The organism is Pseudonocardia kujensis, assembly GCF_021283305.1.
GTDB lineage: Bacteria > Actinomycetota > Actinomycetes > Mycobacteriales > Pseudonocardiaceae > Pseudonocardia > Pseudonocardia kujensis.
On the sequence record NZ_JAJSOK010000024.1, the window covers coordinates 41,517 to 54,592 of the forward strand.

Annotated in this window: 12 protein-coding genes; 3 read left to right on the forward strand and 9 right to left on the reverse strand. The window is 72.5% G+C overall.

The window, feature by feature from the left end; translation table 11 throughout:
* Window position 1: 1 nt before the first annotated feature.
* The 3 genes from LWC35_RS18380 to LWC35_RS18390 are packed head-to-tail and all read right to left on the reverse strand — an operon-like array spanning window position 2 to window position 3,327.
* Entirely contained in the window at window positions 2–1,615 is a 1,614-nt protein-coding gene (locus LWC35_RS18380) for an AMP-binding protein (protein ID WP_232871380.1), read from the reverse strand.
* Window positions 1,612–2,895: an FAD-dependent oxidoreductase gene (locus LWC35_RS18385; RefSeq protein WP_232871381.1), complete on the reverse strand. Its 1,284-nt coding sequence runs from the start codon at window positions 2,893–2,895 to the stop codon at window positions 1,612–1,614. Before LWC35_RS18385 ends, LWC35_RS18380 begins: the two co-directional genes overlap by 4 nt.
* Complete coding sequence (locus tag LWC35_RS18390; RefSeq protein ID WP_232871382.1) at window positions 2,896–3,327, reverse strand: acyl-CoA thioesterase; 432 nt, start codon at window positions 3,325–3,327, stop codon at window positions 2,896–2,898.
* A gap of 163 nt (window positions 3,328–3,490) precedes the next feature.
* On the opposite strand from LWC35_RS18390, the gene LWC35_RS18395 reads away from it, so the two are divergent.
* Window positions 3,491–4,693 carry a cytochrome P450 gene (locus LWC35_RS18395; RefSeq protein WP_232871383.1) on the forward strand — a complete coding sequence of 401 codons (1,203 nt, stop codon included), beginning with the start codon at window positions 3,491–3,493 and terminating at the stop codon, window positions 4,691–4,693.
* A gap of 53 nt (window positions 4,694–4,746) precedes the next feature.
* On the opposite strand, the gene LWC35_RS18400 is transcribed toward LWC35_RS18395, so the two are convergent.
* From LWC35_RS18400 to LWC35_RS18425, 6 genes are all read right to left on the reverse strand, one after another.
* Complete coding sequence (locus LWC35_RS18400) at window positions 4,747–5,616, reverse strand: carbohydrate ABC transporter permease (protein WP_232871384.1); 870 nt, start codon at window positions 5,614–5,616, stop codon at window positions 4,747–4,749.
* 18 nt (window positions 5,617–5,634) lie between these two features.
* Window positions 5,635–6,594: a carbohydrate ABC transporter permease gene (locus LWC35_RS18405; RefSeq protein WP_232871385.1), complete on the reverse strand. Its 960-nt coding sequence runs from the start codon at window positions 6,592–6,594 to the stop codon at window positions 5,635–5,637.
* A complete protein-coding gene (locus LWC35_RS18410) occupies window positions 6,591–7,355 on the reverse strand; it encodes a metallophosphoesterase (RefSeq protein WP_232871386.1) in 765 nt (254 codons plus the stop codon). Before LWC35_RS18410 ends, LWC35_RS18405 begins: the two co-directional genes overlap by 4 nt.
* Before the next feature lie 20 nt (window positions 7,356–7,375).
* On the reverse strand, window positions 7,376–8,749 hold the full coding sequence (locus LWC35_RS18415) for an ABC transporter substrate-binding protein (RefSeq protein ID WP_232871387.1): 1,374 nt from the start codon (window positions 8,747–8,749) through the stop codon (window positions 7,376–7,378).
* 16 nt (window positions 8,750–8,765) lie between these two features.
* On the reverse strand, window positions 8,766–9,881 hold the full coding sequence (locus LWC35_RS18420) for an ABC transporter ATP-binding protein (protein WP_308194583.1): 1,116 nt from the start codon (window positions 9,879–9,881) through the stop codon (window positions 8,766–8,768).
* Window positions 9,882–10,040: 159 nt separating this feature from the next.
* The gene (locus LWC35_RS18425) at window positions 10,041–10,913 is read right to left on the reverse strand and encodes a PDR/VanB family oxidoreductase (protein WP_232871388.1); all 873 of its coding nucleotides are present in this window, start codon (window positions 10,911–10,913) and stop codon (window positions 10,041–10,043) included.
* Between the two features lie 222 nt (window positions 10,914–11,135).
* Here LWC35_RS18425 and LWC35_RS18430 point away from each other — a divergent pair, with 222 nt between their 5' ends.
* Window positions 11,136–12,050 (forward strand): LysR family transcriptional regulator, encoded by a 915-nt coding sequence (locus LWC35_RS18430; RefSeq protein WP_232871389.1) that lies wholly within the window; start codon window positions 11,136–11,138, stop codon window positions 12,048–12,050.
* Window positions 12,051–12,162: 112 nt separating this feature from the next.
* Complete coding sequence (locus tag LWC35_RS18435; RefSeq protein WP_232871390.1) at window positions 12,163–13,020, forward strand: MBL fold metallo-hydrolase; 858 nt, start codon at window positions 12,163–12,165, stop codon at window positions 13,018–13,020.
* The last annotated feature ends 56 nt before the right edge of the window (window positions 13,021–13,076 follow it).

The following is a 13,076-nucleotide window of genomic DNA, read 5'->3' on the forward strand; positions in this document are numbered from 1 at the left end:
GTCACCTCTCGAGGAGCGCGGCTGTCGCCAGTCGGCGCAGCTTTCCGCTGGTGGTGCGCGGCAGGGAGTCGGGTGCGGTGAGGTGGACCGTCAGCGCCGACAGGCCCAGCGCGCGGCGGACCCGCGCGGCGATCGCGTGGCGGAGCGCCTTGTGCTCCGCTTCCGGCGCGGCCGTCTCGGCGACGACCGCGACGTGTTCGTGCGGTTCGAGGCGGGCGAGCGCCACGCAGCGGCCGCGCCGCACGCCGGGGACCGCGCCGGCCTCGGCCTCGACGTCTGCGGGGTAGGTGTTCACACCGCGGACGGTGATCATCTCCTTGACGCGGCCGGCGAAGAACAGCTCGCCCCCGCGCAGGTAGCCGAGGTCGCCGGTGCGCAGCCAGCCGTCGTCCGTGAAGGGACAGGTGCCGTCGAGGTAGCCGCCGGTCACGGCCGCGCCGCGGAGCTCGATCTCCCCGACGGTGCCGTCCGGAGCACCGCCGGCGATCCTGACCTCCATTCCCGGGACCGCACGGCCGAGCCCCATGATCTCCTTGGTGCCGGGGACCACCCGCCCGCGAGTCAGCTCCTCCCGGTCAACGGCGTCGACGACGGGGGTACGTCCGAGCGGCGGTAACGTCGCGACCAGCGTCGCCTCGGCCATGCCGTAGCCGGGTGTCATGGCCTCGGCGCGGAAACCCGCCGGCGCGAACCGCGCGCCGAAGGCGGCCACCGAGGCCGGGCGGATGATCTCCGCGCCGTTGAAGCAGACCCGCCAGGCGGAGAGTTCGAGGCCCTGCGGTTCCGCGTCGAGCAGGGCGTCGAACGCGAAGTTCGGCATGGTCGAGATGGTCGAGCGGGTGGCGGCGAACTCGGCGAGCCAGCGACCCGGGTCCTTGACGAACGCGGCCGGGTTCCAGAGGTTGACCGGGATGCCGGTGAAGATTCCGGTCAGCGTGCCGAACAGGCCCATGTCGTGGAACAGCGGCAGCCAGGAGGCGTGCGCGTCAGCGGGCCCGAGCGCGATCGCCTCGGTGATCGACTCGGCGCAGGCCAGGACGTTCGCGTGGGTGAGCACTACGCCTTTCGGCGCCGAGGTGCTGCCGGAGGTGAACTGCAGGACAGCCGGACTCGCGGGGTCCACCGATCGGGGCGCGAGCTCCGCGCTCGAGTCGACGAGCGCCCTCGAGTCCAGGACCGCTGACGCACCGAATTGGGCGGCCCGCGCGCCCAGCATGCGCTGCAGCCGTGTCGAGAGGACGAGATGGCGCATCCCGGACGCGGCGACGATCGTCGCCGTCCGGTGGCCGTACTCCACGAGGTCGCGCAGCCCGGCGGGCAGCGGCAGCGGGCAGGCCGCCGTACCGAGCCGGGAGGCGGCGAAGACGGCCTGCAGGAACTCCGGCCCGTTGGGGGCGAGCAGGCCGATCGTGTCACCGGGTCCGGCACCGTGCTCGGCGAGCCCGGCAGCCATTCGCGTCGAGGAGGCCACCAGCTCGGCGTAGGTCAGCTCGGCGTTCTCGGAGTGGAAGCGGATGCGCTGGTCCGGGCAGGTCGCCGCCACGGCGTCGAGCCGCTCGTGCAGGGTGGGCTCGGTCCGGGGCGCCTCTCGCGGGACGGGCGGGAGGGCACTCATGCGGGCACCCCCACAGGTGCCTCGTGCGGCACGACCCGGTCGGAGCCCGGACGCAGCACACGGCCGAGGATCCGCGGATGCAGCAGGGCGGCCGAGGGGTCGGTGAGATTGGCGACCCGGATCAGCGCCCGCGCGACCGCCGGGTCGGCGTGTCCGACGCGCTGCACTCGGGTCACGTAGGCGTCGAGCACCCGGGCCGGCAGCGGACGGTAGCCCCCCACCTCCGGCAGCGCCAGATCGGCGCGGGTGGCGATCTTCCAGGCTGCGGTGCAGAGCCTGCCGATCGTGCGGTTCACGTCGCGGGTTCGCCGACCGTCCCATGCCCGCAGCGCAGTGACCTGCTGTGCGGCGAGGGTCATCCCCTGGGCGTAGAGCGGGTTCAGGCTGCACACCGAGTCGCCCACGACCACGAGGCCCTCCGGGAGGCAGCGATGCAGGTCGTAGCGCCGGTGCCGGGAGCCGCGGAACCGGAAGGGGACCGGGTCGTCGAGCGGCTCGCCGTGGGCCACGATGTTCCCGACCGGGCCGGCGGGCAGGGAGGCGGCGAAGGCGCGGAAGCCGATGTCGTCGAGCGGGGGATGGTCGCCCAGCAGGCCGGCGAGGGTGACCAGCCAGCGGTCGCCCTCGACGGCCATCGCGCCGCCGCCGCGGGACCGCGGCACGGTCGAGACCAGCACGTTGAGGTCGCCGCCGAGGTCGTGGGGCAGACGCCGGTAGGTGCGGGTGGCGTAGCCGAGGCCGACGTCGACCCGGTCCTCGCGCGGCGCCCGCAGCCCGAGCTCCACGAAGTGGTCCGGGAGCCGCGAGGCGCGCCCGGACGCGTCCACCACGAGATCGGCGGCGAGCGTCGCGCCGTCGGCGAGCCGGACGCCGGCGATCCGTCCGGCATCCAGCTCCAGACCGGTCGCGCTGCCCTCCTGGACCCGTACCACGCTCCGGCGGCGCAGGACGTCCTCGATCAAGGGCCGGGACGCCAGGACCGAGCGCAGCCCGGTCCGGGTCGGATGCAGCCTGCGGCCGTGCAGGAACCAGCGGGTCTGCACGAGCGGCTCGGCGGTCAGGGCTCCGGCGGCGACGAGCTCGTCGGTGAAGCCGGGATGCAGCTCCTCGACGATCCGCCTGCCGCGGTCGAGCAGCCCGTGCAGGTGGCGGCCCTGCGGGGCCCCGCGGCGCGCACCGGTCCCGGTGTCCCGCTCGACGAGGACCACGGGGCCGCGCTCGGCGAGCACCCGCGCGGCGAGCAGCCCGGCGATCCCGCCCCCGATCACGACGGAGCGCATCTACAGTCCCAGGATCTCGGGCGCAGTGGCGAGGGCGCGCAGCCGCTCCAGCGGGTCCGCGACCAGCTTGCGGGCGGCAAGGTCGAGCAAGCCGGACACACTGGTCACCTCGGCGGCCACCGTCCCGTCCCCGAGACGGGTCAGCGGCTGGGTGATCCGCGCGGTCTTCCCGGTGCCCCACTCGAACTCGCACCCGACGGTGATCCGGTCGTCGTAGCGCAGCTCGCGGCGGTAGGCGATCGTCGTCTCCAGCATGATCGGCATGACGCCGTTCGTGAGGAGGGTCTGCGCCGACAGTCCGGCCGCCCGCAGGCACTCCCACCGGGCGTGCTCGGCGTAGTCGAGGTACACGGTGTGCCGGACGTGCCCGAGGGCGTCGATCTCGTAGCCCCGCACGGTCAGCTCGGTGCGGTGCGTGGTGGGGGCGCTCATGGTCCCAGCAGACCGATTCGAACCCAGCCCGGTCAACGCCGCCGGTAATGCGGGAATCGTGCCATCGCGGACGCCGATCGACGTTCGGAGAACGGTCGGAGTGGTCCCGCCCCGGCCATTCACGGTTCAACCGCGAGTCATTTTCGGAAGGTGGGCTCGAAGGATGACGACCGAACTGTCCCCGCCCGTGTTCGACGCGTTCGCGCCGCAACACCGCCCCGATCCCTACTCCCGCTACGCTCTCGTGCGCGAGGCGACCCCCTACCTCGACAGCGGCTTCGGTGTCGAGTTCGTGACCCGGCACGCCGAGTGTACGCAGATCCTGTCCGAGACCCTGTGGAGCCATCGCGACGAGGCCGAGCTGTTCCATCCCGAGGCGGCGAAGGTCGACCTGCCGACCTCGTTCCTGTGGATGGACCCGCCGGACCACACCCGGCTGCGCAGGCTGGTGAGCAAGGCTTTCACCCCGAAGAGCGTCACGGACCTGCGGCCTCGGATCACCGCGCTCGTCACGGAGCTGATCGAGGCGGCCCTCGAGGAGGGGACCGTCGAGGCGATCGAGGCGATCGCCTATCCGCTGCCGCTCGTCGTGATCTGCGAGCTGCTGGGGGTGGAGGACACCGAGCTGGTGCACCGGGTCGGCCCGCACCTCGCGCGCGGCTTCGATCCGGACTTCGTGCTGTCGCCCGAGGAGTGCGATGCTCGCGACCTGGCCTCGCGCGAGATCCTGCTGCATTTCGCCGAGCTGATCGCCGAGCGCCGTACACGGCCGCGGAACGACCTGGTCAGCGGCCTCACGCAGGTCTACGACTCCGGCGACGTCCTCACCGAGGGGGAAATGCTGGCGACCTGCGTGACGATGCTGATCGCCGGTCACGAGACCACGGTGAACATGGTCGGCAACGGGCTGCTCGCGTTCACCCGCAACACCGACCAGCTCGCCCCCGTCCGCGAGAACCCCGAGCTGGCGGGCCCGACGGTCGACGAGGTGCTGCGCTTCGACTCGCCGGTGCACATGACCACCCGGACCGCGAAGCAGGACCTGGTGGTGGGGGACCGGACGTTCCCGGAGGGGCACAACGTCTGCATCCTGGTCGGCTCGGCGAACCGCGATCCGCGGGCCTACGACAATCCGGACGCGTTCGACGTCACCCGCTACGCCGGCACCGCCGCCACCCCGCGGCACCTCGGCTTCGCCCTGGGCATTCACTACTGCATGGGCGCTGCCCTCGCCCGCCTCGAGGGCGAGGTCCTCTTCCGGGAGCTGGCCCGCCGGGTGCGGACGCTGGAGCTCGCGGGCGATCCGGTCTACCGCCCGAACCTGCTCATCCGCGGCCTGAAGGAACTGCCTCTCCGATTCGCCTGAAGAACGTACGGACGGCACTTTCGCTCACCAGGTGCGAGCGAAAGTGTCGTCCCCTACTTGAGGCCCGAGCGGACGAATCCGTCGACGATTCTGCGTTGCAGGATCAGGTACAGCAGGAGGACGGGCAGGCAGGCCAGTCCCGCCGTCGCCATGAGCGGTCCCCATTGGGTGCCCTCGGGGCCGATGAAGCTGTGCAGGGCGAGCTGAAGGACGTTGTTGGTGCGCTGCAGGACCAGTGCGGGCCAGAAGTACTCGTTCCACGCGTTGATGAAAAGCAGCACGCCGAGCGCCGCGAGGGCCGGCCACAGGTTCGGGACCACGACCGTCCACAGCGTCGACCACGCCCCACGCCCGTCCATCCGCGCCGCCTCGAGCAGCTCGTGCGGGATCGACCGCAGGTGCGAGCGGAGCATGATCACCGCCAGCGCCGAGCACAGGTTGGGGATGACCACCCCGGTGATGGTGTTGAGCGTTCCGAGCTGGTTCAGCAGCGCGTAGTTCGGCACCATCGTCACCTGGAACGGCACCAGCCAGGTGGCCACGAACACGAGGTAGAGCGTGTTCTGCAGGCGGAAGCGCCACGCCGCGAACGCGTACCCGGCCAGCAGCCCGGTGACCAGCTGCCCGAGCGCGATCAGCGCCGCCATCACGAACGTGTTGAGCAGCAGTTGGGGGAGATCGACCGTGTCCCGCGCTTCGGCGTAGCTGGCGACCGACAGGGGCCAGGGGAACGGTCTCAGCGAGTAGATGTCCTCGGGGGCCCGCAGCGACGTCGCGTACAACCAGTACACGGGCACGATGCACAGCAGCCCGAGGCCGCCGAGCACGACATGGCCCAGCACCGTGCGCACCCGCGACTCGCGGAGCACGACCGCCCCGTCCGACGGCGTGTGCGCCGGAGTGGTGACCTCGATCAGCGTCATCGGGACCTCACGAGCCGGTCAGGAGTCATGGAAGGTCAGCCGTTCGGTGAGACGCACCAGCACCAGCGCCACCATCCCGAAGAGCACGAAGAAGATCATCCCCGCGGCCGCTCCGAGCCCGGCGTCGAAGGAGCCGAAGGCGTAGTCCCAGAGCAGGTAGTAGACGTTCGTGGTGGCGCCGGACGGGCCGCCGTGGGTGATGGTGTTGACCAGCGGGAAGCTCCACTGTGCGGCCAACAACAGGGTCATGAGCAGCAGGAACGACAGCGTCGGGGACAGCAGCGGGAGCGTGATCCAGCGGGTGGTCTGCCAGCGCGTGGCGCCGTCGAGGGAGGCCGACGCCGAGTACTCGGAGTCGATCCCCGCGAGCCCGGCCGCGACGACCAGCGTCGCGAAGCCGAGCACGTGCCAGCCCGTGATCACGATGATCGCGACCTGGGCGGGCCCGGGCTCCTGCAGCCAGTTCGTGGTGGTGCCGAGCACCCGGTTGACCAGGCCGCCCCGCGGGTCGAGCATCCACTGCCACACCGCGGCCCCTGCGACCGGCGCGACGAGCAGCGGCGCGAAGACCATCGCCTGGTAGACCGTCGCGGCTCGGCCCCGCACCCGCCGCGCGAGCAGGCCGACGACCGTCGGCACCACCAGCGTGAACGGCAGCAGCCCCAGGATCAGCACCGCGGTGCGGCCGAGGGCGGCCGTGAAGTCCGGCAGGGCGAACAGCCGTTCGTAGTTGCTGAACCCGACGAACTTCGCCGGGCTCGTCGGCAGCAGGTTCCACGACAGGAAGGACAGCTGGATGGAGGTGACCAGCGGCCGGTAGACCCATACGCCCAGCAGCGCGAGCCCCGGGGCGAGGAACAGGTACGGCGGGGCCGCCCGCGCGATCCGCCGCAGCAGCGGGACAGCGACGGCCGCCGGGGCCGCGACCCGCTCCGGGGCCGCGACCTCGACGAACGTCTCGGGGGCCATGACGGTCATCCCGGGATCCGCTCCCGCATCCAGGCCACCCGCTCGGTGGCGTCGACGTCGTAGACGGGTTCCCCGCCGAGCGGGACCGCCGTCGCGACCGCGGTCCCGTCGAGAAGGTCGATGCGGGAGAGCGCCGCGCCCGAGACCCCGCGCAGTCGTCCGGCGGGCGGGAAGGGGTCGACCTGGTAGACGAGCGCGGGTGCGACCCATACCGGAATCCCGGCGAGTGTGCCGGCTCCGGCGTGGTGGGCGTGTCCGCAGACGATCATGCGGATATCCGAGCCCGCCACGACCTCGGCGAGCTTCTCCGGCTCGCGCAGCCGGAGCAGGTCCACCGAGGGCACCGGCGACGGCAGCGGCGGATGGTGCAGTACCAGTACGGTGCCGTTGGGAGCCGGGGTGGCCAGCTCCGCGGCCAGCCACTCGAGCTGCTCGGGATCGACCCTGCCGTGGTGGTGGCCCGGGATCGTGCTGTCCAGGGCCACCACGCGCGCGCCTCCCGTCCGGACCACGCGGTCCGGGGTGCCGAAGGCGGCGGTGAACGCGGCGAGCTCGTCGTGGTTGCCCATCACCGGCACCACCGGGACGGCGACCGGTTCCAGCAGCGCGCTCAGCTGCCGATACGCCTCGGGCTCGCCGTCGGCGGCGAGGTCCCCTGCGAGCAGCAGGGCATCCGGCGGCTCCGCGGCCGCGACCCGCGCGAGCGCCTCGCGCAGCGTCGCGGCCGAGCCGGGATCGGCGGTCAGGTGGGTGTCGGACAGGACGGCCAAACAGGGGCCCCTGCCGGGTTTCACCGCGCCCCCGTCGGCACGAGCGCCTGCCCCCGCTGCTCGGCCTCGGTGAGGGTGGCCTGCGCGTCGGCGCCCTGCAGGACGACCTTCTCGACGGCGTCCATCATGCCGTCGCGGATCTGCAGGTAGTTGTCCCCGGGGAAGGACACCCACGGCTCCATCCGGTTGAGCTGGTCGACGTTGATCCCGGTGGTCGGGTTCGCGGCCGCCCAGTCCTTGAGCGAGTCGTTCATCAGCCCGGTGCGCAGCGGCAGGTAGCCGATGTTCTTCGCGATGTCGGTGAAGGCCTGGTCGCTGGTCAGGAAGGTGATGAGCTCCCAGGCGGCACGCTGCTTCGCGGGGTCGTTCGACAGGATGTACAGCGCCGCACCGGAGTTGGTCGGCACCGCGGGAGTGCTCCCGAACGACGGCGTGGCGGCGCCGCGCAGCTGCCAGCCTGCCCCCTTCGCGCCCTTGGCGAAGGTGCCCTGCAGGGACGAGGACTCAAGGATCATGCCCAGGTCGCCGCGCGTGAACGCCTCCACGGCCTGCTGCTGGCTGAACTTGGGGCTGGCGCCGGACTTCACCATGTCCGCCAGCGTCGACACCGCCTGCACCGACTTCGGCTCGGCGTACTGGAGCGTCGTACGGTCCTCGGAGAGCACGCGCCCGCCGTTGGATCGGACGATGCTCTGCAGGCACCAGTCCTTGGCCTGGGTCGTCACGCAGTCCGCGTAGGCACCCTCCTTGCCGGTCGCGGCCTTGATCTTCGCGGCCGCGTCGGCGACCTCCGCCCAGGTGGCCGGCGGCTTCGCCGGGTCGAGGCCCGCGGCGGTGAACAGCGAGGCGTTGTAGTAGAGCACCGGGGTCGAGAGCACGAACGGGACGCCGTAGGTCTTCCCGTCGAGCTGCCCCAGCGAGGCCGCCGCCGCGGCGTAGGGGTGGGTCCCGCCGAAGCTCTGCCGGACGGTGTCGGCGCCAACCAGGTCGTCGAGCGGCTTGGCGCCGAGCTGGTGCACGGTGAAGCCCATGTCCGAGAAGCCCAGCTGCGCGACGTCCGGGGGGTTGCCGGTCGCAGCCTGGGTCTGCACGCTGGAAACGGAGTCGGCCGCGGGGTTGGAACTGTTGCCCTGCGGCTTCTGGGCGGTCACGGTGATGTTCGGGTGCTGGGCGCGGAAGGCCGTGAGCAGCCCGTTGAACGTGTCGCTCCAGGGGCCGGCCTGGCCGAAGTTGTAGGACTCGAAGGTGATCGAGACCTTCTGGTCGGGGGTCAGCTCGGGGGCGCGCTGCACGGTGGCCGACGCGCTGTCGGCACTTCCCGCGCCGCCCACGCCGCAGCCGGCGAGCAGCGCGGTCGCGGCGAGCGCGACCGCGGCGAGACGGATGGGACGCACGGTTCCTCCAAGGATCTCAGACCGCCACGGCGGCGCGGCGGGGTTCGGGGGTGCGCACCAGGCGGCGGCCGCTGGTGGCGCAGAACAGGTGGATTCGGTCGGGATCGCAGGTCAGCCGCACGGCATCCCCCACTGCCAGGCCGAGCGGGCGGGGGCCGCGCAGGGCGACCCGACCACCGCCGACGGTGACGTGCGCGACCTCCTCGCCGCCGAGGTTCTCGACGAGCCGGACGGTGCCGCGCCACTCCGGGCCGACGGCGCCGGTCCCGATCCGCAGGTGCTCGGGCCGGGCGCCGACGAGCACCTCACGGCCCGAGGCGTCGTGCCCGGGACCGAGCGGCATGTCGACGCCGTCGCCGACGGCCCGCAGCTCCCCGTCCGCGCCGCGCACCTCGGCGGGCAGCAGGCCGATCGCGGGGGAGCCGATGAACCCGGCGACGAAGGTCGACGCCGGGGCGTCGTAGACCTCCTCGGGGGTGCCGACCTGCTCCAGCCTCCCACCGTTGAGCACGGCGATGCGGGTGGCCATGGTCATCGCCTCGATCTGGTCGTGGGTGACGTAGACGAAGGTGGAGCGCAGCCGGCGGTGCAGGTCGGTGAGCTCGGCCCGGGTCGCGGTTCGCAGGGTGGCGTCCAGGTTGGACAGCGGTTCGTCGAGCAGGAACGCGCCGGGATCGCGGACCAGCGCGCGCCCGAGGGCGACGCGCTGGCGCTGGCCACCGGACAGCGCGCGTGGGCGCCGGTCGAGGAGCTGTTCGAGGCCGAGCGCCTTCGCGACCTCGGTCACCTTCGCGTCGACGTCCTTGCGGCGCCGGGTGCGCAACGGGAAGCCGATGTTCTTCGCGACGGTCAGGTGCGGGTAGAGGGCGTAGCTCTGGAAGACCATCGCCAGGTTCCGCTCGCGCGGCTCGGCAGCCGTGATGTCGCGGCCGTCGAGGAGGATCCGGCCGCCGGTCGGCGGGGTCAACCCGGCGATCATCCGCAACAGCGTGGACTTGCCGCAACCGGACGGGCCGAGCAGCACGAGGAACTCACCGTCGGCCACGTCGAGAGAGATGCCGTCGACCGCGTTCACGGCGTGGTTCCCGCTGCCGAAGCGGCGGGTCAAGCCCTCGATCTGGATGCGGCTCACGGTGGCTCCTTCGGGCGTGGTCGGGACGGGCGGATGTCAGCAGCGCGGGATGGACCGCAGATGAACGGCGGGTCGCGGGAGTACGGTGGAGCGCCGCCCGCGCACCCGGCGCGGGGCGTGAGCTGCGACGATCGGCGTTCTTGGACGATCGATCGGCACTCAGAGGTCGAGCACGAGTCGCGGCCCACGGGCCCGGGAGACACAGATCATCATCACGTCGCCCGCCTCACGGTCGGCCTCGTCGAGCACGGAGTCGCGGTGTTCCGGCTCGCCGGCGAGCACCACGGTCTCGCAGGTGCCGCAGGTCCCCTCGCGACAGGACTGCACGACGTCGACACCGCCGGCCTCGATCGCGGCGAGCAGGCTGGTCCCGGCCGGGACCAGCACGGTCACGCCGCTGCGCTCCAGCACCGCCTCGAACGGCCGCTCCGGGAGGTCGAGGGCGACCGGGGTGAACCGCTCGACATGCGCGGCGGGGCAGACCTCCAGCAGCGCGTCCAGCATCGGGGCCGGGCCGCACCCGTAGACCTCCGCGCCCGGCGCGTCGGCCACGGCGGCGCGCAGGCCGAGCAGACCACCCACCTGCACGATGACCCGTGGATCCCCGCCTAGCCGGTCGAGGTAGGCCATCGACTCCCGCGACCGGCCGCCGTAGAGCAGGCGCCAGTCGGCACCCGCGGCCTTCGCGGCCTCGATCATCGGCAGGATCGGGGTGATCCCGATCCCACCCGCGACGAACAGGTACCTGGACGCCGCGACCAGTGGGAAGTGATTGCGGGGACCACCGACCTCCACCTGGTCGCCCACGGCGAGCCGGTCATGGACGAAAGCTGAGCCGCCGCGACCGTCGGCCTCGCGCAGCACGGCGATCCGGAAGCCGGGACCGCACAGCGAGTACTGGCGCACGAGCCCGGGCGCCAGGTGGAGGTCGATGTGCGAACCGGGCGTCCAGTCAGGCAGGTCCGGGCCGGACAGCTCGAGCTCCACGACGCCGTCGGCGACCGTCCGGCGGGAGGTGATCTCACACAGCACGAGGCGGACGCTAGGGCGCAGCTACCCCCCCGCGCCCCGCGAGCGCGAACGGCGATCGTGTGATCGGTTCGGCACACCGTCCGGGCACCGTCTGTGAGCAGCGGATTCACCCGATCGTGGGTCTGCTGGTCACGGATCGTTCGTCTGTTGAACCCCTGGCCGTCGACCCCCGACGACGCACGCGGCCTACCGTCGCGGCGCACCGTCGGGGAGAGGGATCAGATGGAGTTCCGGTACCTGCGTTCTTTCCTGGCGATCGCCGAGGAGCTGCACTTCGGTCGCGCCGCGCAGCGGCTGCACCTGGCACAGCCCTCGCTGTCGCAACAGCTGCAGCGACTGGAGCGCGACGTGGGCGTGGAGCTGGTGCGCCGCAGCTCGCACGAGGTCCGGCTGACCCCGGCCGGCGAAGCGTTCCGCGAGGAGGCCCGGAAGCTCCTCGACCAGGTCGAACGCGCCGTCGCTGCGGCCAATGCCGTCGCGATGGGCCGCGCGGGCACGCTGAACATCGGGTTCAACTTCCCGGCCGGGCAGGATGTCCTGCCTGCGACACTCGCGACGCTCAACGCCGAGCACCCCCGGGTGCAGACGCAGCTGTGGGAGCGGCGGACCGGCCCGCAGCTGGAGGGTGTCCTCACCGGGGAGCTGGACGTCGGGTTCGTCTACGGGCGCCCGGTCAGCCCCGACCTGTCGTCGACGGAGCTCATGACCGTCCCGATCGTCGCAGTGGTCGGGGAACGGCACCCGTGGGCGGGGCGGGAGGTCGTGCCGATGCGGATGCTCGACCGCCAACCCTGCCTGCTCTTCCGCCGCGAGCAGAGCCCGGCGATGCACGACGCCATCATCGGCGCCGCCGACCAGGCGGGCATCAAGCTGACCGTCACCGCCGAGGTCGACGACCCGGTGGCGACCGGTGTGCTGGTCTCGGCCCGCCAGGTGATCGGGTTCGCGTCGGCCTCCCGGGCAGCGCGCGCGCCCGCACAGGGGCTCGTCGCGGTACCGCTCACCGCCCCGTCCCCCACCCTCGCGCTGCACGTCGTGTGGCGGACCGAGGACCGGACACCGCTGATCGACGCCCTGCTCAATGCCCTGCAGAGTGCGGGCCCGTTCACCTTCACCTGGCCCGACCAGCGACGATAGGTCTCACCCATCGGCCGGTTGGGAACCGCTCCTTGCCCGGGCTCGGCACGGTCGGCCACGGTGACGGCCACGGCCGGTGATCGACGACCGGTCGCCTGCGAGGGGAGGTGCCGTGCGGCTCACGGTGCTCGGATGCCGGTCGGGGATGCCGGCCGAGGGACAGGCCAGCTCCGGCTACCTGGTCGAGACCGAGGAACGGACGCGCCTGCTGCTCGACTGCGGCCCCGGGGTCGCGACCGTCCTGACCGCCGAGGATCCGGCGCTCGACGGGGTCGTGATCAGCCACCTCCACTCCGACCACTGCTACGACCTCCTGCCGCTGGGCAAGGCGCTGCTCTACCGCCGACTCCAGGAGGCGATCGGCGAACCGGCCGGCGACCCGGTGTCCGCCGCGCGGCACCTCGACCTGGGCGGTCCGCGGCTCCCGCTCTACGTTCCCCAAGGCGGCCGCACCGTGCTCGACCGGCTCGCCTCGCTCTTCCCGGTCACCACCATGCCCCTCCTCGACAGGGTCTTCGACCTGGCCTTCGACGTCGTCGAGTACGCCTCGGGAGACGAGATCGAGATCGCCGACGCCCGCGTCTCGCTGCACCCGCTGCGACACGTGGCAGCGAACTGCGGCGTCCGTGTCGACACCGTTCTCTCGTCCCTGGCCTACACCGGCGACACCGGCGTCACGCCCGGTCTGGCCCCGCTCGCCGCGGGCGTGGACCTGCTGCTCGCCGAGGCGACTCTCGCCGCGACCGACACCGGCCCGCACGGGCACCTCTCCGGAGCCGACGCCGGTGCGGCCGCGGCCGAGGGTGGCGTCGGCGAGCTCGTCCTCACCCATTTCATCTCCTCCGACCCCTCCTGGCTCCAGGCCCGCCGCGACGACGCGGCCGCGGCCTACCCGGGCCCGATCCGCATCGCCGAACCAGGCCTTCGCGTCGACACCCGCCCGGCACCGGCGCCGGCCACCCGGGGCTGACGCCCAGGCCTTCCTCGCGGTGCCCGTGTCGGCTCCGCGCGCTCCGCCTCCGGGAG

Excerpts from the sequence above, each read along its gene's own strand:
- LWC35_RS18395 (WP_232871383.1), top strand. The coding sequence starts at position 3,491 with ATGACGACCGAACTGTCCCCGCCCGTGTTCGACGCGTTCGCGCCGCAA.
- LWC35_RS18385 (WP_232871381.1), bottom strand. The coding sequence starts at position 2,895 with ATGCGCTCCGTCGTGATCGGGGGCGGGATCGCCGGGCTGCTCGCCGCG.
- LWC35_RS18390 (WP_232871382.1), bottom strand. The coding sequence starts at position 3,327 with ATGAGCGCCCCCACCACGCACCGCACCGAGCTGACCGTGCGGGGCTAC.
- LWC35_RS18405 (WP_232871385.1), bottom strand. The coding sequence starts at position 6,594 with ATGACCGTCATGGCCCCCGAGACGTTCGTCGAGGTCGCGGCCCCGGAG.
- LWC35_RS18400 (WP_232871384.1), bottom strand. The coding sequence starts at position 5,616 with ATGACGCTGATCGAGGTCACCACTCCGGCGCACACGCCGTCGGACGGG.
- LWC35_RS18430 (WP_232871389.1), top strand. The coding sequence starts at position 11,136 with ATGGAGTTCCGGTACCTGCGTTCTTTCCTGGCGATCGCCGAGGAGCTG.
- LWC35_RS18380 (WP_232871380.1), bottom strand. The coding sequence starts at position 1,615 with ATGAGTGCCCTCCCGCCCGTCCCGCGAGAGGCGCCCCGGACCGAGCCC.